This window comes from Halobacillus litoralis (assembly GCF_020524085.2).
Lineage (GTDB): Bacteria > Bacillota > Bacilli > Bacillales > Halobacillaceae > Halobacillus > Halobacillus litoralis_E.
Genome location: NZ_CP129016.1, coordinates 3,299,035 through 3,324,080, shown reverse-complemented (window position 1 = coordinate 3,324,080; position 25,046 = coordinate 3,299,035). Strand labels below are relative to the sequence as shown.

Annotated in this window: 25 protein-coding genes and 1 riboswitch; of the genes, 17 read left to right on the top strand and 8 right to left on the bottom strand. The window is 46.4% G+C overall.

The window, feature by feature from the left end:
* Positions 1 to 288: 288 nt before the first annotated feature.
* Together LC065_RS17010 and LC065_RS17005 are read right to left on the bottom strand one after the other, a co-directional pair.
* Positions 289 to 765, bottom strand: a complete 477-nt coding sequence (locus tag LC065_RS17010; RefSeq protein WP_226588810.1) for a DUF456 domain-containing protein — start codon at positions 763 to 765, stop codon at positions 289 to 291.
* Positions 766 to 930: 165 nt separating this feature from the next.
* The gene (locus tag LC065_RS17005) at positions 931 to 1,935 is read right to left on the bottom strand and encodes an aldo/keto reductase (protein ID WP_306163581.1); all 1,005 of its coding nucleotides are present in this window, start codon (positions 1,933 to 1,935) and stop codon (positions 931 to 933) included.
* A 109-nt stretch (positions 1,936 to 2,044) separates the two neighbouring features.
* Here LC065_RS17005 and LC065_RS17000 point away from each other — a divergent pair, with 109 nt between their 5' ends.
* Positions 2,045 to 4,399: a penicillin acylase family protein gene (locus LC065_RS17000; RefSeq protein WP_226588812.1), complete on the top strand. Its 2,355-nt coding sequence runs from the start codon at positions 2,045 to 2,047 to the stop codon at positions 4,397 to 4,399.
* A 4-nt stretch (positions 4,400 to 4,403) separates the two neighbouring features.
* On the opposite strand, the gene LC065_RS16995 is transcribed toward LC065_RS17000, so the two are convergent.
* Complete coding sequence (locus tag LC065_RS16995; RefSeq protein ID WP_226588814.1) at positions 4,404 to 4,883, bottom strand: SRPBCC family protein; 480 nt, start codon at positions 4,881 to 4,883, stop codon at positions 4,404 to 4,406.
* A 374-nt stretch (positions 4,884 to 5,257) separates the two neighbouring features.
* On the opposite strand from LC065_RS16995, the gene LC065_RS16990 reads away from it, so the two are divergent.
* The 12 genes from LC065_RS16990 (at position 5,258) to LC065_RS16935 (ending at position 18,143) form a co-directional block, all read left to right on the top strand.
* Positions 5,258 to 5,476 (top strand): hypothetical protein, encoded by a 219-nt coding sequence (locus tag LC065_RS16990; protein WP_226588817.1) that lies wholly within the window; start codon positions 5,258 to 5,260, stop codon positions 5,474 to 5,476.
* A 173-nt stretch (positions 5,477 to 5,649) separates the two neighbouring features.
* Positions 5,650 to 6,480: an ABC transporter ATP-binding protein gene (locus tag LC065_RS16985; protein WP_226588819.1), complete on the top strand. Its 831-nt coding sequence runs from the start codon at positions 5,650 to 5,652 to the stop codon at positions 6,478 to 6,480.
* 180 nt (positions 6,481 to 6,660) lie between these two features.
* Positions 6,661 to 7,701, top strand: a complete 1,041-nt coding sequence (locus LC065_RS16980; protein WP_226588822.1) for a DUF2332 domain-containing protein — start codon at positions 6,661 to 6,663, stop codon at positions 7,699 to 7,701.
* 54 nt (positions 7,702 to 7,755) lie between these two features.
* Positions 7,756 to 8,211 (top strand): hypothetical protein, encoded by a 456-nt coding sequence (locus tag LC065_RS16975; protein ID WP_226588824.1) that lies wholly within the window; start codon positions 7,756 to 7,758, stop codon positions 8,209 to 8,211.
* Positions 8,212 to 8,348: 137 nt separating this feature from the next.
* Positions 8,349 to 8,987: a GNAT family N-acetyltransferase gene (locus LC065_RS16970; RefSeq protein WP_226588827.1), complete on the top strand. Its 639-nt coding sequence runs from the start codon at positions 8,349 to 8,351 to the stop codon at positions 8,985 to 8,987.
* Between the two features lie 816 nt (positions 8,988 to 9,803).
* Positions 9,804 to 10,100 (top strand): heterocycloanthracin/sonorensin family bacteriocin, encoded by a 297-nt coding sequence (locus LC065_RS16965; protein ID WP_226588830.1) that lies wholly within the window; start codon positions 9,804 to 9,806, stop codon positions 10,098 to 10,100.
* Positions 10,101 to 10,250: 150 nt separating this feature from the next.
* Complete coding sequence (locus tag LC065_RS16960) at positions 10,251 to 10,823, top strand: hypothetical protein (protein ID WP_306163580.1); 573 nt, start codon at positions 10,251 to 10,253, stop codon at positions 10,821 to 10,823.
* Between the two features lie 73 nt (positions 10,824 to 10,896).
* The gene (locus LC065_RS16955; RefSeq protein WP_306163579.1) at positions 10,897 to 12,180 is read left to right on the top strand and encodes a hypothetical protein; all 1,284 of its coding nucleotides are present in this window, start codon (positions 10,897 to 10,899) and stop codon (positions 12,178 to 12,180) included.
* Complete coding sequence (locus tag LC065_RS16950; protein ID WP_226588834.1) at positions 12,177 to 14,123, top strand: TOMM precursor leader peptide-binding protein; 1,947 nt, start codon at positions 12,177 to 12,179, stop codon at positions 14,121 to 14,123. The genes LC065_RS16955 and LC065_RS16950 overlap by 4 nt, the downstream gene beginning before the upstream one ends.
* A gap of 19 nt (positions 14,124 to 14,142) precedes the next feature.
* Complete coding sequence (locus tag LC065_RS16945; RefSeq protein ID WP_226588836.1) at positions 14,143 to 15,696, top strand: SagB/ThcOx family dehydrogenase; 1,554 nt, start codon at positions 14,143 to 14,145, stop codon at positions 15,694 to 15,696.
* Positions 15,697 to 15,876: 180 nt separating this feature from the next.
* On the top strand, positions 15,877 to 16,335 hold the full coding sequence (locus LC065_RS16940; protein ID WP_226588839.1) for a DinB family protein: 459 nt from the start codon (positions 15,877 to 15,879) through the stop codon (positions 16,333 to 16,335).
* A 347-nt stretch (positions 16,336 to 16,682) separates the two neighbouring features.
* Positions 16,683 to 16,783: riboswitch (purine riboswitch) on the top strand.
* A gap of 67 nt (positions 16,784 to 16,850) precedes the next feature.
* The gene (locus LC065_RS16935; protein ID WP_226588841.1) at positions 16,851 to 18,143 is read left to right on the top strand and encodes an NCS2 family permease; all 1,293 of its coding nucleotides are present in this window, start codon (positions 16,851 to 16,853) and stop codon (positions 18,141 to 18,143) included.
* 125 nt (positions 18,144 to 18,268) lie between these two features.
* Here LC065_RS16935 and LC065_RS16930 read toward each other — a convergent pair whose 3' ends face one another.
* The 4 genes from LC065_RS16930 to LC065_RS16915 form a co-directional block, all read right to left on the bottom strand.
* A complete protein-coding gene (locus LC065_RS16930) occupies positions 18,269 to 18,496 on the bottom strand; it encodes a sulfurtransferase TusA family protein (RefSeq protein ID WP_226588843.1) in 228 nt (75 codons plus the stop codon).
* A 67-nt stretch (positions 18,497 to 18,563) separates the two neighbouring features.
* The gene (locus LC065_RS16925; protein ID WP_226588845.1) at positions 18,564 to 18,902 is read right to left on the bottom strand and encodes a rhodanese-like domain-containing protein; all 339 of its coding nucleotides are present in this window, start codon (positions 18,900 to 18,902) and stop codon (positions 18,564 to 18,566) included.
* Positions 18,903 to 18,916: 14 nt separating this feature from the next.
* Positions 18,917 to 19,315: a DsrE/DsrF/DrsH-like family protein gene (locus tag LC065_RS16920; RefSeq protein ID WP_226588848.1), complete on the bottom strand. Its 399-nt coding sequence runs from the start codon at positions 19,313 to 19,315 to the stop codon at positions 18,917 to 18,919.
* Between the two features lie 144 nt (positions 19,316 to 19,459).
* On the bottom strand, positions 19,460 to 20,128 hold the full coding sequence (locus tag LC065_RS16915) for a peroxiredoxin (RefSeq protein ID WP_226588852.1): 669 nt from the start codon (positions 20,126 to 20,128) through the stop codon (positions 19,460 to 19,462).
* A 381-nt stretch (positions 20,129 to 20,509) separates the two neighbouring features.
* On the opposite strand from LC065_RS16915, the gene LC065_RS16910 reads away from it, so the two are divergent.
* Positions 20,510 to 21,091, top strand: coding sequence for a DUF4256 domain-containing protein (locus tag LC065_RS16910; protein ID WP_226588856.1), 582 nt, complete (start codon positions 20,510 to 20,512; stop codon positions 21,089 to 21,091).
* A 70-nt stretch (positions 21,092 to 21,161) separates the two neighbouring features.
* Here the strand turns inward: LC065_RS16910 and LC065_RS16905 are convergent, their stop codons facing one another.
* A complete protein-coding gene (locus LC065_RS16905; RefSeq protein WP_226588858.1) occupies positions 21,162 to 22,067 on the bottom strand; it encodes a VanW family protein in 906 nt (301 codons plus the stop codon).
* A 185-nt stretch (positions 22,068 to 22,252) separates the two neighbouring features.
* Between LC065_RS16905 and LC065_RS16900 the strand changes: the two genes are divergently transcribed.
* The 3 genes from LC065_RS16900 to LC065_RS16890 all read left to right on the top strand — a co-directional run bounded on the left by LC065_RS16900 (position 22,253) and on the right by LC065_RS16890 (position 25,019).
* A complete protein-coding gene (locus tag LC065_RS16900; RefSeq protein ID WP_226588861.1) occupies positions 22,253 to 22,843 on the top strand; it encodes a hypothetical protein in 591 nt (196 codons plus the stop codon).
* A 99-nt stretch (positions 22,844 to 22,942) separates the two neighbouring features.
* Positions 22,943 to 23,632 carry a response regulator transcription factor gene (locus tag LC065_RS16895; RefSeq protein ID WP_226588863.1) on the top strand — a complete coding sequence of 230 codons (690 nt, stop codon included), beginning with the start codon at positions 22,943 to 22,945 and terminating at the stop codon, positions 23,630 to 23,632.
* Positions 23,571 to 25,019: a HAMP domain-containing sensor histidine kinase gene (locus LC065_RS16890; RefSeq protein WP_306163578.1), complete on the top strand. Its 1,449-nt coding sequence runs from the start codon at positions 23,571 to 23,573 to the stop codon at positions 25,017 to 25,019. The genes LC065_RS16895 and LC065_RS16890 overlap by 62 nt, the downstream gene beginning before the upstream one ends.
* Positions 25,020 to 25,046 lie beyond the last annotated feature (27 nt).

Genomic DNA, 25,046 nt, shown 5'->3' with positions numbered 1-25,046 from the left:
ACTAAGCTACTGATAAATTCAGTAAAGTCACCGATAAATGTGTCAAACCCACTGATAAAATCCCGAAAGTCGCCAATACAGACTTGAAAGTCACGGATAAAAGGTTAAAACCTACCGATAAGTATTCTCTTTTTTCAAGTGAGCTATATGGAGAAGGTGTTGGAGCGGGCAGACGTACAGGAAATCAAATCGTTACTGAAAGTGTTAATGAAAGAACAACAAAGAGAAAATTGAAGCTGTGAAAATAAGAAAATCTCAGAGCCCTAAGCTCTGAGGTTTTTTTAGTGTTTAAATGTCAAAGAAAAACCAGATGATGAGAATCGCTTGAATGATGATTTTCGCAACCGTCCCACTGAGAAAACCGAACAGAGAGCCGATGGCAGCTTTGAACGCCTCTTCCGTCGATCGTTTCTGGACCAGTTCCACTATGATGACAAGCACGAATGGAATGACGATGATGCCGAATGGCGGAATGATGAATGATCCAATGATGACACCTATTGCCGCCGAACGCTCACCCCATTTACTTCCGCCGTACTTTTTCACGAAGTAGCTATTGGCGATGATGTCAGAGACGATGAGCAGTATGGTTAAGACGACCGCTCCGACCCAGAAGAAGACCGAGAGTCCGCTGCCATTGATGAAGAACGCATAAGCAAGAAAGCCGATCCATAATACGAGCGGTGCCGGAATGATTGGAAAAATGACGCTCGCAAAACTAGCGATGAAACAGGCGATGATGATCACCCATATTAGAATATCCATAAGCATGTACCTCCTGAGTTTCTGATTCTTTCTTTAATACGATTGACGAGAATAAAAGTTTCTAAACTTTTGTGGATTCGGTCAACGTTTTTTCTATTTTAACTGATCATCCATATCCTCTCACGTAAAAACGGACCCTCATACAAGAGGGTCCGCCCATCTTTTTTATTTCAATCCTAATTCTTGACGGTCAGGGGGAGCCATGAACTCCGGTCCAACCGGATCACTGACGTGTTTCAGCAGAATTTCATCAATGTCACGTTTCGTTTCTTCATCAATCGTAAAGCTGTCGACACCGTTGATCGGATTGAGCTGATCCGGACGACGGCCTCCCATAAGGGCGATGCCGGACCCTAGCTGATCAAGTACCCATCGGATGGCGAGCTGAAGCACGCTCTTGCCAAAACGGTTTTCAGCGAGCTGTTCCAATTCGTTGACGGCATTCAAGTATTGTTTGAAGCGTGGCTGTTGGAATTTCGGATCATTGTTTCTCAAATCATCGCCTTCAAACTCACGTTTCGTAGACATTTTCCCAGATAATAGTCCACGGCATAAAGAACCGTAAGAGATGGTCGTAATGTTATGGTCCTGGACATAAGGCAGGGTTTTCGACTCGATTTCCCTTTCGAACAGATTGTAAGGGGGTTGCAGCGTGTGTAGCGGTGCTGCTTCACGGAAAGTATCCATCTGTTTTGGTGAAAAGTTGCTGACCCCGATCGCGCGAATTTTTCCTTGTTTGTACAGATAGGACAGAGCTTCCGCTGTTTCGTGGATCGGTGTGATCGGGTCGGGCCAGTGAACCTGATAAATATCGATGTAATCGGTTTTTAAGCGTTTCAGTGAATCTTCGACTTCTTTATGGATGCGCTCTTTGCTGTCATTACGGAAAACAGAGTCTTCGTTCCAGTCAATGCCAGCTTTCGTCGCAAGCAGAAGGTCTTCGCGTCGGCCATATTGTTCAACCGCTTTTCCGATGATTTCTTCTGAGCGTCCGAACCCATAAGCAGGTGCGGTATCGATCAAGTTGATGCCCTGGTCAAGCGCGGAGTGGATGGTTTTTACGGATTGTTCTTCATCCGTCCCTCCCCACATCCAGCCGCCAATCGCCCATGTGCCAAGGCCGATGCGGCTCGCTTCCATGGATGTATCACTAATTTTGATTTTTTCCATTATTACACCTCCAAAGTCAAGCACATTCGTTCCATACCCGTTTCGGAAATTCTTTAATCTATTTTCTCGAAAATGAGATATAATGGAGAAAAGTTCAGGAGGTAGGGGAATGGAGACAGCTAGACAAATCGATCCACAAAAAAAGAAGCGGTCACGGTGGAAAAAAGCGACCTGGCTTACGCTTGGAATCATCGTTTTATTGGTAGTCAGTGCTGTGATTTTTGTAAACGCTTACACGTTACGGAGCCTGCCTGAGACCGACGGCGAGGCATCGCTATCTGGACTGGAAGCTTCCGTGACCGTGACGAGGGATGAACAGGGGGTGCCTCACATCCAGGCTGAAAACGAACTGGATGTCTTCCGTGCCCAAGGCTATGTCCAGGCACAGGACCGGCTTTTTCAGATGGAGCTTGCGCGCAGGCAGGCATCAGGAAGGTTGAGTGAAGTGGTCGGGGAAGCGACGGTCGATCAGGACCGGTATTTCCGGACGCTGGGCTTAAGGCGGGCAGCCGAAAAATCACTGGCGGTTTATTCAGACGAAGCCACCGAACGGCTGGAGGCCTTTGCGGAGGGAGTCAATGCGTTCATGGAAAGCGAACCGCTGCCTCCGGAGTTTGCGATGATGAATATCGACCCTGAACCGTGGACACCGCTCGATTCATTAACCATCGGAAAATACATGGCGTTCGACCTTGGCGGCCACTGGGAGCGTCAGGCGTTCAACTATTACTTGCTGCAGAATTTCAGCGAGGAAGAAGCGTATGAACTTTTTCCAACCTATCCTGATGAGGCCCCGACGGTTCTTGCAGAAGCAGACGCCGTCGATATTGAAAAAAGCTTTGCCCATGTCATCATTCCGAACGAGTTCAATGGCAGCAACAACTGGGTCGTGAGCGGAGATCGGACGGCTTCAGGGTCTCCTATGCTTGCCGACGACCCGCACCTCGGAATGGCCACTCCGTCGATCTGGTATCAGATGCATTTGGAAGCGCCTGGTTACAACGTTTCCGGTGTGATTTTCGCAGGCATCCCTGGCATCATCCTCGGACATAACGACAACATTGCCTGGGGTGTGACGAACGTTGGCCCCGACGTGCAGCAGCTGTACTTAGAAAAACGGAATCCCGATAATCCGAATCAATTTTTATACGAAGACGAATGGGAAGAGGCGGATGTTTTCACAGAAACCATTGATGTGAAAGACGGGGATCCTGTGGAACTTGAGGTCGTGGAGACCCGCCACGGTCCTGTCATCAGCGATTATGCAGGAGAGTCCGGAAAAGATACGCTGCTCTCCTTACGATGGACCGCCCTGGATGCGACGACTGAACTGGAAGCGGTACTTGAAATGAACCGCGCGGATAATTGGAACTCGTTTGAAAAAGGATTGGAAAAATTCCTTGCACCGGCACAGAACTTTGTTTTTGCAAGTAAAGATGGAACGATTGCTTATAAGGCAAATGGTCAGGTGCCAATCTACAATGAGCCGGATGATGCGCTGCTCCCGATGCGGGGTTGGGAGTCTGAGGATGAGTGGCAGGGATTCGTTCCGTTTGATGAGCTGCCGCGAGTGGTCAACCCGGAGGAAGGATTCATTGCAACAGCGAACAACAAAATTACGACCGAGGACTACCATTACCATATCAGCCACAATTGGGCGCAGCCTTATCGTTATGCGCGGATCAGTGAGATGCTCGAAGGAGAGAATGAGCTGACTCCGGAGCAATTCCAAGCGATGCAGATGGATGTGAAAAACCTCCAGGCAGAAGAGTTCCTGCCTCTATTGCTTGATTATGTTGCCCCCGTCACTTCTATGGAAAAAGAAGCCATCGCGCTGATGGAAGAATGGAACAAGGAGGATGATCGAGCCCTGGCGCAGCCGTTGATCTTCCACCGCTGGATGGCGAACATTCAGGATGAACTTTACAATGTTGATCTGTCCGGAGACATACAACAATTTTTCGAAGGCTCCGGACAAACGACGGATGAATTGCTGCGGATGGGAGAGGAGTCCCGCTGGATGCAAAAAGCGGGAGGTATGGAATCGGTGATTACCGAGGCTTTTCAAGCGACGATGAATGAGGGGAAGGAGGAGTTTGGAGAAAATCCTTCTGAATGGGCGTGGGGAGATGCGCATGCAGTTGAATTCACCCATCCGCTTTCAAGCATCGGATTCCTGGAACGATTCCTGAATCCAGGCGATCCTCGTCCCGTTAGTGGCAGCCGAGTGACAGTAAGGGCCGCTGGTTTCAATAGCAAAGGTCTCGTCAATCACGGAGCATCATGGCGTTTTGTCATCGACATGGATGACACGACCGAAGCGTATCATGTCGTCGGACCTGGACAATCCGGTCATTTCAGAAGTGACTGGTACCATGATCAACTCGAGGATTGGGTGGAAGGGGAGTACCACCGCACGTCCACAGATGAAGTGGACGGCGAGGTTCTGACCCTCACGCCATAATGACTTAAGGCTCAGAGTTTAACTCTGGGTCTTTTTCGTTTTCCGCCATCTTCTTTAGTTCGTTGGCACGAAGTTCGATAAAGCCTTTCATGTACTTCTCCAGAAAAAGGCGGTCGGCCATAATACCGAGGGGACCGAGTGGTGATTGATAGGCGAACGTATCCACCATCACTGTGCCCCCTACTTTTTCGAAAAACTCATGAGTATGGGTAAAGGAATGGGAAGCCCCTTTGACCATGACATCGACAAAACGATGCGGGCGGTCCATTTCTGTGATCCGGGCTGTCAGTCGTTGCCGGATGCCGAAGTGTGTCGCTTCCCAAGTCACTTCATCTCCTTCTTCCATCCAACCTTCCGTCACTCCAGCCACCGCTTTTTCATTAGTTTTGCTGGTGGTTTGTGTGTGGACATCCACATTCCTCGCGAGATCGAAGCACACATGCGTAGGTGCTTCTATATATGTCCGATGAATAATCAAAGGCACCCTCACCACTCCTTTCCACTATCTTTTCTACCATTATAACGTCCCAATCTCCCAAATAAGCTCCCTTTTGTAGAAGACTTAGTTTCGAGGTGTTTGTAGAAGATTAGGGGCTACGGGAAAAGGTTCGCTTTCCATGGGGCGGGCGCTGAGCCTCCTCGAGCTTCGCTCTGTGGGGTCTCAGCTGTCCCGCACACCCCATAGGAGGCTCACCGCGCTCCCACGGAAAGCGAACTATTCCCCGAAGTCCCCATCCACTCAATAAACGTCTCGAAACTGATTCTTCCGCAATACTGCCATATTGGTGAAGAGCTTATAAGGGAAATGGAATATGAATGGAGAAATCGTGCCACCCTAGTGAAAAGGAGTGTGCGCTTATGACGGATGAGCAAATGAGAGATGTTTTTGAAAGTTATGGACATGGAGAGATGTACACCCGTTTTAAAACGCCATTATACGTAACAGGGCTGTTCGATGAAGTGGAGGAAGAGCAGTTGGAGAATTTCTTCAACAACATCGAATTATCACCCCAAGTATTTTTTGATGAATTTCGATTCTGGTTTCAATATTTTTCTGTGTCTCAAAGAAATTATTGAGACACAGCTATAAGAGCTATGCCGATAGAAGTCCTACTTCAAAGGGCTTCTTTTTTACGTACTCTTCCTTGACGAAAAAACGTTTTCCGTATACGATTAATTGAGAATGATTATTACTATCTACATATGAACGGATATAATGTTTGGAAATCGAAAAGGTGAGGTGCACAACAATGGTGAGAATGTCCATGCAGGACTTAGGCATTGCCTATGGTGAAGTGAAGATTGTCGAAGATTTGAACTTGCATATCCCTGAAGGAGAAATCACGACGATCATCGGACCGAACGGCTGCGGTAAATCGACGATTTTGAAAACGATGTCGCGCTTGCTTGAACCGAAGTCCGGAGTCGTCTATTTGGATGGAAAAGCGATTCATAAAGAATCGACGAAAGAAATCGCCAAGAAAATGGCGGTTCTTCCCCAAACCCCACAGGCACCGAGCGGCTTGACGGTCTATGAGCTTGTTTCTTATGGACGTTTTCCACATCAACGCGGATTCGGTAAATTGACGGATGAAGATCGTGACATCATCGGATGGGCACTTGAAGTAACGGGTGTTCAGCAATTTTCAGAACGTCAAATTGATGCCTTATCCGGCGGCCAGCGTCAAAAAGTGTGGATTGCAATGGCCTTAGCTCAGGGGACGGACCTCCTGCTGCTGGATGAACCGACCACCTACCTGGACCTTGCACACCAGCTTGAAGTCCTCACCCTTTTGGAAAAGTTGAACAAAGAAGAAGGCCGTACCATCGTCATGGTGTTACACGATTTGAACCATGCCGCCCGTTTCGCTGACCATTTGGTAGCCTTGAATGGCGGGAAGATCATTAAGGAAGGAACGGCACATGAAGTGATGACTTCTGCTGTCCTGAGACGTGTTTTTAACATTGATGCGGCGATTGTCACGGATCCCCGCACCCATCGACCGGCGTTGATCACGTATGATTTGATCGGGAAGGAAAACGAATCAACACAGCAAAAACCCGTCAGTATATATGGCTGAACGCAAAGCTTGGAGGATCCCCTCAAGGCTTTTTTTTAAGAACTATTGGAAGGTCTTGGACTCTCATACTCGTAGTTCTTTGAGAGGGAGCAGGGGTATGTTATGTTTTGGTAGAGAATGTTTTCCATAATTAGGATGTGCACGTGTACATAATGGAAGTTAAGGACGGGAGGAAAACGTATGGATACAAAAAACATGGCTCGAATATTTAATGTTTTTGCAAAGGAAGAGTGTGCAGGGTCCAGTGACCTTTATGAACGGCTGTCTTTACAAATCGCTGATGACGAGTATTTATTACAACTTTGTCTTTCAGTAAGAGAAGGACAGCCAGTTCCCAACCTTCTCTTCGCATCTGTTCACGATTTACTCTTGAGAGGCGCGGATCATGAGCTCGCCAATTTCTATCCAAGTGTAACGGATAAACCAGACAGGAGGGAAAATCCTTTTCCAATCTTTAAGGCGTTTTGTCGGGAGAATGAGGAGGCTATCCTTGAACGGCTAAAAACAAAACGAGTCCAAACGAACGAGGTTCGCCGATGTGCTTACCTTTACCCAGTATTTTGTTCCATTCATCAGCAAACAAAAAAGCCTCTATCGCTCATTGAAATCGGTACAAGTGCCGGACTGCAATTATTGTGGGATCAGTACAGCTATTCCTATGGAGACGATCAAATTTACGGAAACCTGGATTCGTACGTTCATCTCACGTCCAAGGTAAGAAGAGGATCACTTTCTCCTGATGTACTGAAACACACGCCTTCCGTAACGAAGCGGGTAGGGATCGATATACATGTCAGTGATTTAACAAAGGAAGAGGATGTTCATTGGCTGAAGGCACTTATATGGCCGGAGCATGAGGAGCGGAGAAAGAATTTTGAAACAGCCGTCCAACAACTGAGAACCTATCCGCCCGTTTTAAAAGAAGGGGATGGAGTCGCCATGCTTCCTGAAATCGCTGGTGAAATTCCAGAGGATACGACTCTATGTATCTTCCATACCCATGTAGCCAACCAGATGCCGGAAAGTGTAAAAGATGAGCTTCTTCGTCAAGTTGCCGGGATCGGACAGAGAAGAGAGGTCTACCATATCTACAACAACATGAGTGATAGAAAGCTTCATGTGGATTCTGTTGTCAGTGGCCGTTTGAAGACGGAGACGATCGGTGAAACGGATGGCCACGGACGGTGGTTTGATTGGGAAAGAGATTTCACTAAGCGATGATACATGAATAAAGACGTTTAATGGCTCCGGCCGCCGGGGAAAGGGGGAAGTTTAGTGGAAACACAATGGAATATAGAAGAAGTGAAACGATTGAAAAAGAAACAGTTGCTTCACTCCAATCTCGTATTGCTGGCGTTTTTCGCACTTTTTATTATTTATGCTCTGAATGAAGGTACGCTCAACGTTGTGATTGGCTTTTTCTGTGTCATATTATGGGGCATTGCTGCGAATACGTTGTACACGATAATAACAGGGAAAGTGCTAGGTTCAAAGACATATCGACGTGTCTTGGCTTTTGATATCGATAATATGGGGAAGGAACGTTGGAAACAAAGGAAATTTATAGAGTTCACCGTCCTTATTGTTTTATGCCTTGGCATCACAGTAGTCTTGTTTACTATTGATTTTGGTTCTGCAAGGTTGGACTTTCCATTGGATGTCTTTCCTATGCTTGGCGGGTGGATCGGTATGAATATAGGTCAAATCGCTAGAATAAAAAATTTAACTTAAACAAAGGGGCACTATATTGATGAGAGTGATGAAACGTATATGGTATAAACGTTCTCATCCAGATAAAGACAGCAGACAAGGGAGAATTGTCATCCCTGGACATAGGAAGGTTGGGAATTTCTAAGAGGAGGATCTGTATGCAAACGAACATCAGAAAAGAAAATCCACAAGATTACAGAAGAGTGGAAGAAATGGCGAGAGAAGCCTTTTGGAATTTATATTTCCCTGGATGTCATGAACATTTCATTATACACAAGATGAGAGAGCATGAAGATTTTATCAAGGACCTCTCATTTGTGATCGAAGTTGATGGTGAGGTTGTCGGTGCCATTTTCTATACACATTCAAAAATAGTCTCAAAAAATCAGAAAGAATATAGAACGATTAGTTTTGGGCCTGTTTTCATCTCTCCTGAATTTCATAGAAAAGGGCTTGGAAGAAAGTTAATCACTCATTCTATTCAAGCTGCGAAAGAAAAGGGATATCGTGCCATCCTTACCCTGGGGTTTCCCTATCATTATGAACCCTATGGATTTGTAGGTGGAAAACAATACAACATCTCCATGCCTGATGGAAAGTTTTATAAAGGCTTGTTGGTCCTGCCGCTCTACGAAGGGGCGCTTGAGGACATTTCCGGTTATGTCGTTTTTTCTGATGCACTGGAAGTTGATGATGAGGAAGTCACTGCATTTGATCAATCGTTTCCTCCAAAAGAAAAAAAGGTTCAAGAAAGCCAACGTGAGTTTGAAAAAGCCGCATCTATGCTTGATGAATAAGGAATCATATAATCCTTTTTAAATAAGAAGGCTCTGTTAAAGTTATTGGTTGATATTTTATTATCTAGAAACTGAGTCTTCAAAGAACTGGCAGGATTGTGTAAGAGCTGATTTCGAGACTTTTGTTGGAGTTTAGGGGCTCCGGGAAAAGGTTCGCTTTCCGTGGGCGAGTGATGAGCCTCCTCGAGCTAACGCTCTGCGGGGTCTCATCTACCACGCACTTCCCACAGGAGTCTCACCGTTTCCCTCCGCCCCCTTTACCAAAGGAGGTTCTCGAAATCCCTCTTGTAGTAACCTGCCTAGTTGTGTTGTGAAATCCTGCTTAATCTGCATCGGTATAAGATTCTTAACTACAAAAGCTCTTATTACTGGAAGGTAGATTCGAGAATGTCTTACGAAAAGCGAGCTATTCCCCGCTGCCCCCATCCACTCAACAAAAGTCTAGAAACTGAGTCTTCAGCAATCGGGAGCGTTAGTTGAATAAGCTCATATAAAAAAAGAAGAAATACAATAAAATTTGGCCGTTCCTCTACTTTTGCTAATAATATCAATACTTAACTTTACCAGAGCAAAAAAAGAAAAAGGATGAAGGGGGAGAACGATCGCGGTAAGATCAGGATGTTTCGTTCTCATTTTTATTTTTAATCATGAAGATCATGTAATGTCTGCAAAAATAAAGGATTTTCTTTTGTGACACCATTGTCCTTCTCCTTCCCTCAACAGTAACAATCCATAGGCTTTCATCATACGTTGTTGTGAACGTAGTGCTTTGTGTTTTTTGCGCACAAAGACTGGAACTATGGAGGGGAAAACAAGTTGAATGAATTTCAAAATCAAATTCAGAACTTAGATGTCGGTGAATTTCATGCTCAACAATTAGTGCCGAGTCAGCAGGCAGAAGCGTATACGAATGATGCGCGTTTGTGTGTCGGCCTTGGGTTCGGACTTGGAGGATGTTTCGGCTGTTTCAGTTGCTTCGGATGTGGCGGTTGTGGAGGCTGTGCCCGCTGTGGGGGATGCGGTGGTTGTGCCCGCTGTGCAGGGTGCGGAGGCTGTGCTCGTTGTGGAGGCTGCGCCCGTTGCGGCGGCTGCGGACGCTGCGGGGGCCGCTGATGCATCGACCTTTACAGACATAATGAACGAGAATGAGAACCCCTGTCGGATATTTCGACAGGGGTTCTTCAGTGTTGTCCACGCATAACTTACGTGTCGGAATACATAAAATCGGTTAGGAAGTCACCTTAGTGGGCAAGGAGGAACGTCATGACAAAGGTCCAACCTTTCATGTGTTTGAAAGTCAAAAAGGGCACGTTCTTTATGCCGGAGACGGATCGTGTTTACTTCAAGAACAATGCGGGTTCTTTCCGTATGGAAGGCCCGATGATCCAGCAGTGGATTGAAAAGCTCATCCCTATGCTGAACGGAAGTCATACGATGGAAATTCTGACGGACGGTCTACCGAATGCCTATCGCGAGCGGCTTTATGAAATTACCGACACGCTTTATCAAAATGGGTTTCTCTTAGATGTCAGTCAGGAACGGCCTCATCAATTGAAAGAGCAGGTGGTGGAAGCGTTCGCCTCTCAAATCGAATACTTAGAAAGTTTCGTTGATTCCCCTGCTTATCACTTCCAGCGGTTTCGTCAAAAAAAAGTGATGGCGATTGGCGAAGGGACGATGGTGACCGGGCTCGTATCCGCCATGCTCCAAGCTGGGTTGGCGAATGTTTCCGTCTGCCTCACGGATCCCAAGAAGACAAACGTGTACAGATTATCGGAATTAGAAACGGCAGCCAGAAAAGTGGATCCTGAGGCAGCGGTGAATATTTTTTTTTGAAAAGGAGCCTTTTTCCTGGGCAGATGAAATCGATTCTTATGATGCTGTTCTATACGTATCCCAAGAAGGAAAAGTGGATGAACTTGAGAGCATCATGAAGCGATGCCTGGAAAAGAAGAAAGACTTCCTACCGGCTGTCGTTCTAGGAGCTTATGGAATGGCAGGTCCTTATATAAATGAAACTTCAGAAAAAGATTGGCAGTCAGCCTGGCATAGCCTGCCCGAGCATATGAAGAGCGAATCCCCATCCTTCATAGCGTCGAGACCCGCTCAGTCGATGCTTTCAACGGTTATGGTATTTGAACTCTTTAAGAAGATGACTGGTGTCCAGGAGCCTCATCAGACCAAACACATCTATCTGATGAACATGGAAACCCTTGAGGGAAGATGGCATCCTTTTAAACCGCATCCGCTGGCTACACAGAACATTTCAACGGAAAAAATGAACATTGAAGAGGGAAGTTTGAATCACGTAAAAGACCAGAACGAATGGCTTTACTATTTTGGTGAGTTAACAGCAAGCCCTCTAGGGATCTTTTATCAATGGGAAGAAGGCGACCTGGAACAGCTCCCTCTTTCCCTATGCGGCGTTCAAGTGGTTCATGCCCGGTCACAGAAATTGACACCTGAGATCATTGCCGGAGGGAAAACCCATGAAGAGGCAAGGCGGGAAGCAGGTTTCATGGGGGTGGAGGCTTATGCGAAAACACTGGAAGGTGAAATATTACAAAGTCTCGTCCCTCATGCGGAGTCACCAAGGAGATTTCCTGATGACGCCTTTCACATTGGTGCCGGGGAAAGTTACACCGAATCTAGCCTCAGAGCATTGCAAAAAGCTGTTGAAAACGTATGGACCGAGGACCATCACAAAGCCAAGAAAGCAAGGAAATTCACTTTAAGAACGATCGAAGATGAGGATTGCCGTTATTATTGGCAGGTTCTCAAGACGATGGATAAGGAACCGGAGCTTGCGATTTCAGAAGATGGTTTCGGCTTCCCTATGGTGTGGGTGAAAACGCCCCATAGCAAATGGAGGGGGACGGTTGCGCTGCATCAAACACTGGCCGTCCGCCAGGCATTATTTCTCCTCCTCATGGAGAAGCAAATGGAGGGCCTTCCAACTGCTTATTCCTTCCGTTCCTGCTCCCAGCTATACTTTGAAAAAGAATCGATGGCATCTTTTGACCTCCCTTCTATGGAAGCGAAAGATAACAAAGAAGTCCTTCGTGGTGCAGTCACGCAGTTGGAAAAAGGACAGCACAAACCTTCCTTTGTCAAAATTTCCATGGATCCTTTCGAGGAGGACGGGGTGATCGATCTCTGCGGGGTATGGTTGGAAAGGGGGGACAGTGTATGAGCATTTTCATAACGGCCGTAGGGGAAGGCGTTCTGCTTGATTGTGTAGTGAAGGAACTGAAGACTCATTATGAAGTGACATGTATTCCAAGTTTTGAAAAAACGGTACCGGACACCACGGATTTACTTCTTGTACTAGAGGACGGTTGGAACCCGGCAATCTCAATTATGGGAGAAAAGATCGCCCGGGATCATGGAGTCGATTGGTTGAGAGGGTTTGTAGCATTCGGGGAAGGAGTCATCGGCCCTTTCGTCCGCCCCGGGGGTGAGGGATGTTCTCAGTGTGCGGATTTGAGAAGAGTCATGACAGCAGGCGATCGTGAGGATCTTTGGACCATTCAACAGAAACTTACGGAGGATACGCAGGCAAGAAAGGATGAATGGGTTTCTGTAAGCGGGATCCTGCAGATGACTTCCTTTATAAAAAATGAGGTTCAGCGTTGGATTGAAGGGAAATCCGTCTTGACAGATCAAGCCGTCCACCTGATCAACATGAGGACATTGGAAAGCTCACGTCATCGCTTTTTGCCAGATTCCCAGTGCAGGTATTGCAGGAAGATTGTCGAAGATTCTTCTCACCTTGCAGAGGTGCCCCTGCAGCCAAGTATGAAAATAAGTGAAGGCAGTTACCGCACAAGGTCAATGGAGGATTTGAGCACATTCCTGACCAAAGATTACCTCGAACCGCGTACAGGGATCCTCAATCATAAAATGATTGATTTTGAAACCCCGTTCGCGGATGTGATTGTGAATCTCCCGCTTATGAGCGGCAATGAAGGATCGGCCGGGAGAACGAATTCCTATGCTGCCAGTGAGAGGACTGCCATCCTGGAAGGGCTGGAACGGTTCTGCGGGATGGATCCGAAACGGAAAAGAACGCGTGTGTATAACAGTTACAGCAACCTCCGTTCAGCGCTTAATCCTCTGGATGTCGGCGTTCATTCAGATGAACAGTATGCAAAAAAAGATTTTCCTTTCACTCCTTATCATCCCGATAAAAAAATGAACTGGGTGTGGGGGTATTCATTATTACAGGAAAAGCCGATCTTAGTGCCGGAAAGGCTTGCCTATTACAGCATGGGTTGTGGAGGCGGGTATATTTTTGAAACCTCCAACGGATGCGCGATCGGTGGAAGCAGGGAAGAGGCGATTTTCCACGGCATGATGGAAGTGCTGGAACGTGATTCTTTTCTTTTGACCTGGTATGCAGAACTTCCGCTGCCACGTATAGACCCGTACTCTTCCGGTGACCAAGAATTGCTTTTGATGATCGAGCGTATGAAAGAGATCGCAGGCTATGATCTGTATTTGTATAATGCGACGATGGAACACGGCATCCCTTGTATCCTGACCGTCATCAAGAAAAGGAAAGCGGACTCCGGTGAGTTGAATCTGATCTGTGCCGCGGGCGCCCATCTGGATCCCGTAAAAGCTGTGAAAAGTGCGGTATTTGAAAGTGTCGGCATGATCGCACCGTTGAACAAAGAGTTCAAGAAGAACAAAGAGAGCTATACAAAGATGCTTCACGATTCTTTCCTCGTGAAAAAAATGGATGATCACGGGATGGTGTACGGACTCCTGGAAGCGGAAGAACGTCTCGGGTTTTTGTTGAATCAGAACGGTCCTCTCCAGACTTTTGAAGAAGCTTTTCACTATGAAGGAGCTCATTCAGACCTCACAGAGGATGTAAAAGACATTCTGGAAGTTTTTCAGAAATTGAACCTGGATGTCATCGTTGTAGACCAGACAGCGGGTGAATTGGAAAGGAACGGACTGCATTGCGTCAAAGTGTTGATCCCTGGGATGCTGCCGATGACTTTCGGACATCACCTCAGACGTCTGGAGGGGTTGAACAGAGTATTGGAAGTTCCTAAGAAGCTCGGTTATACCGACCACCTCCTTACCCCTGGTGAACTTAACCCTTATCCGCATCCATTCCCTTAATGGCAGAAGGAGGCGTGTGATGGATCTTGACCGGTTCCTACATCAATTGCAATTTCAATCGGAGCAGGTCATTCCTTCGGATTGGAAACCCGCTTGGGATGACGCTCCGCTTCCTTTTAAACTTTATCAGCATCTAAAGGAGTTTCCGCTCGACGGTGATCTTCCGTCTTCGTTAAACGAATCGTCCTTGGATACAACGACTGGACTCAAGAGGCTCAGTCATTTACTCTGGTATGCTTACGGACAGACAGGATACAGTGAAACCATAATGCCGCTGACAAACGGGGCCGGTGTCGAAACCATCCAAGCGTTCCGCCGCTTTGTCCCTTCAGGTGGTGGCTTGTATCCGAGTGAAGTGTATATCTATTTAAAAATGGAGGACGTTCCATACGGCATCTACCATTATGATGCTGCTCACCACCGTCTGCATTTGATTCGAGAGGGGAATGTCGATTCTTTTCTGACTGAAGCACTTGGCGGTCGCTGCGATGTATCTAAAGCGCAGGGAATTCTATTCGTGACGACGATGTTTTGGAAAAACTTTTTCAAATACAACCACTTCGCCTATCGTCTGCAAGGCCTTGATGCAGGAGCGCTCCTCGGTCAATGGCAGGAATTAAGTTCACGTGCCCGGTTTTCAATAAAGATCCATTTTCAATTCCTCGACCGTCCGATCAATCATCTGCTTGGATTGGATGAGGGGGAGGAGAGTACCTACGCAGTTGTCCCGTTTGCAGAAAGCGATAATTCTTTTATAAAAAATAAAACAGGAAACCTGTCTTCTTCACAATGGAGCAGAGACATTCCAGAAATCAAAACCAGCCACTATCAACGTTCCATAAACGTCCTTGATTTCCCATACATTAAAAGAATCAATCAACAGGCCATGTTTAATTCGCCTGCTCAATTCGGGCTTGTTAAACCCAAAGAGCCGGATTGGATTATGAATCCGACCCACTCTTTGCCGGAAATTGAGCCATTGGTCTACAACCTGGCTGACGCGTGCCGTAAGAGGCATTCACCAGAACTGAATTTTGTGAACCGGAGCATTCCTTTAAAACAGCTCGCTTTGCTTTTGAAAGAGACAATCAAACCATCCCATACGGACCTCTATGCCGAAGACGGCCGATCCTCTTTGGCGATCTATGGTTGTTTTCATGGGGTGGAAGGATTCCCTGACGGCGCTTACCGCTATGATGCAAACAGTCATTCATTGACCGAAATCGCCCAAGGGGACTTCCGTCTCCCGTTGCAGCAGGCGATGAAGGTCGATAACGTCAATCTCCATCAAGTGCCGATCTGTCTTCATATCGCCGGCGAACGGGCCCACTATAAAAAAGAACTCGGGTACAGGGGATACCGGATTCAGCAGATGGAAGCAGGCATGCTCCTTCAAAGGCTGTTGTTGACAGCCAGTGCACTTGGTATGAACGGTCATCCACTGCTTGGGTATGACGGGGATGCTTGTGATCGAATTTATCAGTTGGAGAAATCCAAAGAAACAACACTCATTCAAATCCCTATGGGCTTTTACCAACCGAAGAGCTCACTAGTTGGAAATCTGCACACCTAATCTATCGTCCTGGCCACGTGTAGCGGAAGCGGAAATCTCCTGAGAGAATAACAGGAGATTTCCGTTTTTTAGCCTTGTCATGGAGCGTGAGTAGACCGTATGTTGTAGGAGGAACGAGCAGTATAGTTGTGAACCATAGGGGAGGAAGCTAGAATAATAGAGAAGAAGGGAGATGTTCATATGAACGAAGAACAGCTGTTTAAACAGATCAACCTGGTAAGGCAAGCCACATTAAAACAATTGGAAAGTGTCACAGAGGCACAGGCCGATGATCAACCGGAAGGATTCAAAAACACGATCCGCTGGAACATAGGACACATACACGTGGTGCAAAACGCCTTGCTGGCTAAGTTCGGAGGCAAACCTGTCGAAACGTCCCCCCGATACATAGAATTGTTCGCACCTGGAACTAAACCAGCGGACTGGAAGGGCGACATCCCGTCTCTTGATGAGCTGAAACAAGTACTTAAGGAGCAGCCGGAGACACTGAAGGAAGTACTCAGCGGCCAGCTGGATGATGAAGCGGCACAAACTTTTCTATCCCTGCCCACGGTTGGTGAAATCCTTAACTTCACGATCTATCATGAGGGTGTACATACCGGTACAGTGAAAGCACTGAAAGAAAAGACAGCAGAGTAAATAAACGAAGGAAGCTGACTAGGTGGACTGGTCAGCTTTCTTCGTTCTCCGGGTCCTTTTTCTGACGATGCATGAAGGATTGGCACTGGAGCAGGTGGATCGATAGGCAGGGCACGAAAAAAACGTCTCCATGCACCTAGAGGATGGAGAGCCTCAATCATTAGCTGCGGATCAGATTCTGCGGGTCGAGCACAAACTTTTTCGCTACCCCGCTGTCAAATTCTTCATAACCACGTGGAGCGTCTTCTAAACCAACCACTGACAATCAAATATCTGAAAAAAGTGAATTCCCGAACATTTTTTAAACTTATTGACCCTTCTCCATTGGATTGTTATGATTCTCCCTATAATTCAAAACAGCAGCACCTTGTATAAGTTCAGGAATACGGCCTGAACGTTTCTACCAGCTACCGGAAATAGCTCGTCTACAAGGGATGGAACGTCTATGTTCCTTTCCCTATGTATAAGCGCCGGTAGATTGCCGGTGCTTTTTTTCGTGTACAGGAGGGGACATCATGAGAAACTTTTTTCAATTCAAAGAACGTGAAACGAACTTTCAAAAAGAAACGCTCGCTGGAGTTACGACGTTTCTTTCCATGGCTTATATATTAGTCGTCAACCCGATCATTTTAAGTCAGGCGGGGATGGGTAAAGGGGCACTGTTCACAGCTACCGCGTTATCCGCCATTGTCGGGTCGCTGTTGATCGGGCTTCTTGCTAACTTCCCAGTAGGGATTGCACCGAGTATGGGGCTGAACTCTTTCTTTACATTCTCTGTAGTCATCGGGATGGGCATTGAGTGGCAGGTCGCTTTGACCGGTGTCTTCATCGCCGGGATCATCTTTATGATTCTGAGTCTGCTTAAGATCCGGGAGAAAATCATCAATGTCATTCCGAAAGATTTAAAGCATGCGATTGCAGGAGGCATCGGCTTTTTCATTGCGTTCATCGGGTTGAAAAATGCCGGAATCGTGGTTGGGAGTGAAGAGACGTTTGTATCGATCGGTCAATTGACCTCACCAACAACAGCCCTTGCCGCATTCGGTTTTATCGCTACGCTGATGATGCTTGTGCGTGGCATTCGCGGAGGGATTTTTTACGGGATTGTCATTACCAGTATCATCGGCATGATCGTTGGTTTGGTGGATGTGCCTAAATCTGTTGTGGGGGAAATTCCAAGCCTCGAGCCAACCTTCGGCGTGGTGTTTCAGCATTTAGGGGATATCTTCAGACCGGAAGTCTTAGCGGTTATTTTCACTTTCTTGTTTGTCGCATTTTTTGATACGGCAGGCGCGCTTATTGCCGTAGCCAGTCAAGCGGGAATTATGAAAGACAACAAAATTCCAAACGCAGGCCGTGCTCTATTGGCTGACTCCACGTCCGGAGTGGCAGGAGCCATCTTCGGTACATCGACGACGGCTTCCTTCGTTGAATCTTCCGCAGGTGTTGCAGTCGGCGGCCGTACAGGGTTTACGAGCGTTGTGATTTCGATCTGTTTCTTTATTGCGCTGTTCTTTTCACCTGTTCTTGGTGTCATCACACCAGAAGTGACGGCACCCGCGCTCATAATCGTCGGTGCTCTCATGGCGACAGAAGTGAAAGAAATCGACTGGAGCCGATTTGAAATCGTAGTGCCGGCGTTCGTCACGATCATCATGATGCCGCTGACGTTCAGTGTCGCGACAGGAATTGCACTTGGTTTTATTCTTTATCCGTTTGCTATGATTGCGAAGAGAGACTGGAAGCAGGTACACCCGATCATGTACACCCTTGGTGGACTATTTATTATGTATTTTATATTTTTGTGAATCCTCTTAGCATTCATCCTAAATAAAAAAAGATCTGCCTCTGGCTTTCATAAAGCCCGGGACAGATCTTTTTCCTTTTTGTCAGCATGTTTCCCTTCTTTAAAAAGGGCTCACTTGTTTAGTTCTTATCCCTTTTTGATCCAGAACTTCAAGACATCGTTTTCCTCTGTATCTTTCAAGAGTTCGTGCCCCCCGGATTTCACCCATGCGGCGATATCACTTTTCGCTCCTTTATCGGTCGCCTGGACTTCCAGAACCTCACCGGTCTCAAGTTTCTCTATCGCTTTTTTCGTTTTAACGATCGGCATCGGGCACGCCAATCCTTTTGCATCCAACACTTCATTTGCTTCCATTGGTCATCCTCCTTTTTATTGCTGTTCCTTGGCTGTGACAGACGACGTTTGTTTTAAACGGCAGCCTTTATCTTTCGAAGTGCTCACTCCAAGCCTGCATGCCGCCGTCTAGAGAGTACACATCTTCATAACCTTCTTCATCAAGCATTTCTGCGATCATTTGCGATGAATTCCCTTTCGCACAAACGACGACGATCTCTTGGTTTTTCGCTAATTTCCCGTCAAGGGTTTGGAGGTCGTCGAGCAGATGGAAGTAAGGTTCGTTGATGACCTCCACCTGACTGTTTTCAATCTTACCTTCATTAAATTCATCGCTATTGCGCACATCCAAAATAAGAGTTTTCTCCTCGTTGTTCTGCATCTTTTCAGCTAAGTCGCTGGTTGATAAATGTTTAAGGGTAACCATTCAAGCTCCTTTGTTTAGAAAGTTAAGGAAATGTCTGCATCTTTTGCATACTCAATGAAAGAAGCAGCGCCGCCGACTTCAATGCCTTCTACAAAATCCTCTTTCTCTAAACTCATGACATCCATCGTCATTTGGCAGGCGATCAGTTTGACATCCATCTCTTGTGCGATGCCGACCAACTCTTCAATGGAAGGGACATTCGCTTTTTCAAAACCTTCTTGGAAATGTTCTTTTCCTTCGGGTAAAGGCAGGTTTTTGTGCCCTTCGTTATGAATTAAGTTTAACCCCTCGAAAGTGAAGAAGATGCCTACCTCTGCATCAGAGGCTGCTGCCGCTGAGGCGATATTGAAAACTTTATAAGCATCAAATAAACTTCCATTTGCCGCAATGATGGCCACTTTTGTATTCGCCACTGGAACTCCTCCTTGAAAATGATTGACTTCCCTTCATAGTTTTATCTTAAATGATCTTCTTATGATGATTTCCCGGTCATAAGGGAATGGTGCGTATTGAAGACAAGTGGATTCTATTTTCCGTCCCGCTATCATCGTTTCCCTTTAGGAGTGGATATCCTTTTTACAGAAGTACCAATCCACACACTCATAATTCGGATCATCGATACGTGCTTTTGCATCCTCCGTCGTTTTTGGGGGAGAAGCAACGATTTGATCTCCTTTTTTCCAATCGGCAGGAGTGGATACGCCATGTTCATCCGTCGTTTTCAGGGCTTCAACAAGACGGAGGATTTCACCCATGTTCCTTCCGGTAGTGAGTGGATAATAGATCACGGATCGGACGGTCCCTTTATCATCTATGACGAAGACGGCTCTTGAGGTTTCTGTTCCATTGCTTTCCGGCATGATCATTCCGAACTTTGTAGCGACTCGTTTATCTAAATCAGCAATGACCGGAAATTCAATGGTCGTATTGAAGTTTTCTTCAATGTTTCGAATCCAGGCAATGTGTGACGTGACACTATCGACACTTAGTCCGATCAATTCTGTGTCCCGTTCACGCAATTGATCATAGATCCCTTGAAAAGCCACAAATTCAGTCGTACACACAGGTGTGAAATCGGAAGGGTGGGAGAAAAGAATGAACCATTTTCCCTCGTAGTCGTTCAATGAAATTTCCCCGTGTGTGGTTTGCGCCGTGAAATCGGGTGCTTTTTCACCGATTCTAGGTAAGCTGTACGTTTGTTCCTCTACCTGGTTTTCTTGTTCCATACGATCACTCCTCTAAAATGGTTGGTCGAAATTTCGAATCAAAAAGACAGGTGACATTCAGGGTTTTTAAACAATGAAGCTTTTTATCTTCAAATAAAAAATCCAATCTCAAGCTGTGGTTTGTTTTTACGTACACAGTTGTTTCATAACCGGTTTCTTTCATACCTAAACGGGTATGTCGTGGATGGATATGTAAAACTCTGTCAAAGCAAGGTTTTGTGGGATATATTTTAGAACTTTATGACCATTGAGTAATCCAAGCTTTCTTCTATCGTTCTTTGGCATTTTCATATGCTTCATAGAAGGGGGGAAGGAGTTGCTTTTTTATAGTAAGATAGAAGGTAACGACTACATTGGATTGAACATTAAGGAGGAAGAGTCATGACAAAGGAAACGGGGACAAGGAATAAAGGGGAGCTTTTAGTAGAAGAGAAGCAGGAATTACTTCAAGGATTGAAAGCTCGCTTTGAAAAGAACAGGCACCGGCATGAGGATCTGGATTGGACTGAAGTTCAGGCCAAATTGGATGAACACCCGGAAAAACTTTGGTCACTGAATGAAATGGAAAGAACCGGTGGCGAACCGGATGTCGTGGGATACAGCAAAGAGAAGGACGCCTACATCTTTTATGATTGTTCAAAGGAAAGTCCAAAAGGTCGGAGAAGTGTGTGTTATGACCGGGCCGCCTTGGAATCCAGAAAGAAATATAAACCTGAAACCAGCGCGATGGACCTGGCCGCATCGATGGGGATCGAAATGTTGACGGAAGAACAGTATCGTTCTCTGCAGGAGCTCGGGGAATTTGATTTGAAGACATCCAGCTGGGTTCATACGCCTGAAAAGATTAGAGAACTTGGCGGAGCGCTTTTTTGCGACCGTCGCTTTGATCACGTCTTTTTGTATCATAACGGAGCAGAGTCCTATTATAAGGCCAGAGGGTTCCGTGGTTCGCTGCACGTCTGATGCCCATCACAAAAAAGCCTGTACCTCCTGTGATTTCAGGATGAACAGGCCTTTTTTTGGTGGTGTGAAATCATTGGAACATCTCTTCCGGGAGCTGTTTGCTTGCATCGGGAACTTCATTTGGTTCCGTATTGATCACATCAGAAGAATACACTTTTACAATCATCTGCCCGCCATACACCTTCGACCGGATCAACAGGGGCTGATTGTACGGATTTTTAAATGTGAAATCAGGACCGTACCAACTCACTGTCGCATCACGGCCTTCCGGAACATAGGGCACACGCTTGCTGTGTGAATAGCGTTCCAGGATCTTTACACCCGCTTTGTCTACAGAATTAAACAAGGTGGAAGATAACTGACATATGCCCCCGCCGATACCTTCCGACACTTCCCCTTTGACGATGACCGGGGCCTTCTTATATCCCTTTTCCACTGTTCTTTTTCCAACCACTTTATTAAAAGAAAAAACCTCACCGGGAAAGACGACATGACTGTCCAGGGCTTCAGCGGCCAATCGGATATTGTGGGAGCGTTCTTCATTGTTTTTATTGAAATAGGTCACATATTGGCCGATCTGTTTCGTGCGGATTGTTGCAAGCAGCTCACTATCAACTCTAGGGTGAGCCGGAATCGTCGGCACGTCGATCGTAGATGATCCGGTGCTGTGCAGGTAATGGTAAAATTCTTCGATGAATGTTTGATGATCGACTTTAGCTCCCGGCTTACCAGGGATGATTTCTTCCGTTTTTCCGATCTTTGCAGAAACGGGCTCCCGGTTGATCTCCTCCTCCAATTGTTTTATCAGGTCCGCTGTTTTCTTTTTATCAACAAAAGGTTTTCCGAACACCTCATCCGCGAAGTCTTCCCGGTTCACAGTCATTATTTTTTCCCCGTCATGAGAAATGGATAAATGCTGTTCCTGAATGAACGGTGCAGTAATGAGTAAACATAGTGAAAGTATGGCAATTTTCATCCCTGACTCCTCCTGAAGTTAGTATGAGTAGGTGGTGTAGGAATCATGTGCATGACTTTCTGTAAGTGTTGGAGTGGGTAAGACCATCATGGTGTAAAAAATGTTTCTTTGACATCTTCCTGACTTATTTCTTCTATACGATAAACGTGTACCATCAAAAATGACACCCAGAGGAGGGCATGAAATTGAAAAACGTTTTATCTAAAAAAGCTTTAACAGGTGCGATTGCTTTGGCTATTGCTATACCTGGGATCTCTTATGCCTCAAGTACTTCGGACGCAGAAGTGGAGGCAAACGTGAACGAGGAAGTGGTGGAAAGCGGCGAAACCGAAATCCGCAGTCTTTTGCAGTCCTTTAAAGATGGGGAACTGACGGAAGATGAGGTGGTTGAGAAACTGAGGGAGCAGAAACGGTTCTTTTTCCACAAAGGCAACCATCACTTTGAAGAGATCGATGAAGAGACAAAGCAAAAACTTGAAGCGATCAAAGAACAGGTGGAAGCTGGTGAGCTGACGAAAGAAGAGGCGAGGGAGCAAATCGAAGAACTAGGGATTAAACACCCTCATCCGAAAGGGTTCAAGCCGATGCTGGACAACCTGACAGAGGAACAAAGAACGGCTTTAGAAGACATCCATGAAAAAGTGAAGAGCGGGGAACTGACGAAAGAAGAAGCGAGAGCAGAAATGGAAGCGCTCGGTTTGGACTTCTTCCCTAGGGACCGCCCTCAGGAATCTACAGAAGAAGAGACAGCGGAGGAAACGGATTCTTCCGTGTAACTTTGTGCATAAGAAGGAAGGCTTTTTCTTTGAGAAGAAGTCTTCTTTTTCTTTTATGTCGGCAAACCTTTATAATGAAAGCCAAAGGAGTTCATGACGATGAGTAAAGTATTAATTGTGGAAGATGAACCGACCATCTCACGTGTTCTTACCGCCTATTTAACGAAAAACGGACTTCATGTCGAACAGGTTTTCACAGGCAGGGATGCCCTCGAAATGTTTTTCCGGAGTCGGCCGGATCTTGTGCTTCTGGATGTGATGCTTCCTGATGTGGATGGATGGTCCATTTTATCTGACATACGGAAAAAGAGCTCGTGTCCGGTCATTATGCTGACGGCTCTCGGTGAAATCGATCATCGTTTGAAAGGATTTGAGGGCGGTGCGGATGATTACATATCAAAGCCCTTTATCGGAGAGGAAGTCGTCGCCCGTGTCAAAGCCGTGCTGCGCCGTCCGATACCGACGGTAGAGGATCACACGCTGCAGTATGGATCGCTGCGTATCGATCCAGTGGGGCACACCATTCTGTATGAGGGGGAGGAAGTGGAATTGTCTCCGAAGGACCGTTCTCTTTTCTTGTTCCTCGTCCAACATCCGAACCAGACGTTTTCCAGGGACCAGCTGCTCGATCACGTCTGGGGCTTTGATTACGATGGCAGTGACCGGGCGGTCGATTTATCGATTAAAAGGATTCGAAAAGCGCTCCGCCTTTCCAAAGACGATCCTTATGCGATCAAAACTCTACGTGGATTGGGGTATCAGTGGCGTGTTCAAACAAAAGAAACGTAAAAACATCTTCTATTATTGGTCACGAAGATATTTGACTACGCTCCTCGTGGGTCTCGTGATTATAGCTGTACTTTCTGTCGTGTGGATTCGTCAGACGACGGTAGACAACCGTCTGAACTTGATGCATATCGTCGCCCAGGAGATTGCGGACCGCGTCGTGAGCACGAACGGCAGGATCTTAGCCGGCCCTCTTTTTGAAGAGATTCTTAGGAAGAGGTCAGAGGAACTGCAGGTGAACGAGCCGCCAACAGGAATCGTTGTGTCAGCAGAAGGTGAAATCCTTATTACCAACAACCGGGAACGAACCTTTAAAAACCGAGGCGACTATCTGGAAGAATCCCTTTATAAAACCAATGAGTCCACCATAACTTTGGAAGGAAACGAAAAAGCCTACGTGGTGAGTGAACCGATCAAAAGTGATTCCGAAACATTGGGCTATATTGTCCTCGTGAACGAAAAATCTGTCCTCTCAAGCATCAACCATGAATATCGTTTGCTCGCAGCCATGCTCGGAGGGGTAGGTCTTCTGGGCTGGGCGGTGATTTACTATATGACGAAGAAAGTATCCAAACCACTAAAGGAGACGGCAACGGCAGCCAAACAAGTGAGCGAAGGGAATTATGACATCAATCTTACAGATATTCCTAAAGAAAGGGAGCTCGCTGAATTGATGGGCTCGTTTTCGGAAATGGCGGATAAATTGAAGAGGCTTGAGGACATGCGAAATGAACTGCTCGCTGGTGTGACTCATGATTTGAAAACACCTGTCACCTCGATGAGCGGGTTGATCCAGGCGGTGAAGGATGAGATTGTGGATGGAGAGGAAGCGAAAGAGTACTTGGATCTCTCTTTAAAGGAAATGGAACGCCTGCAAACGATGATCCAGGACCTGTTAAGCTTCAATACGTACGTATCCGGATCGTTCCCCATTCAGAAAAAACATCAGGACCTTCACCTCATCCTCCGGGATTTTGAAAAACAATGGCGTTCGGATCCATCGCATACTCCTTTAAGAATGGAATGTCCGGCAGAAGCTATGAAAATGAAAGTCGATGATCACCGAGTAAAACAAATTCTTTTAAATGTCGTCCAGAATGCCGACCACGCCGTCAAGGACAACGATGGCAGCATCACTTTGGCGGTCCATCATTCCAACGATTATGTCGACATCGACGTGTCGGATACCGGTGATGGAATCCCGAGTGAAGAACAGGGGCTCATTTTTGAACGTTTCTATAGAGGGGAAGCGAAGAAACTGAAGGAAAGGGGACTGGGACTTGGTCTCCCTCTCAGCCGGATGCTTGCCCGTGCCCTCGGCGGAGACCTACTTCTACGTCATTCTTCCGGGAGCGGGACGACGTTTACATTGCGATTGCCGAAAGAGTGAATGCTGGTCATTAACCAAATGAAAAAA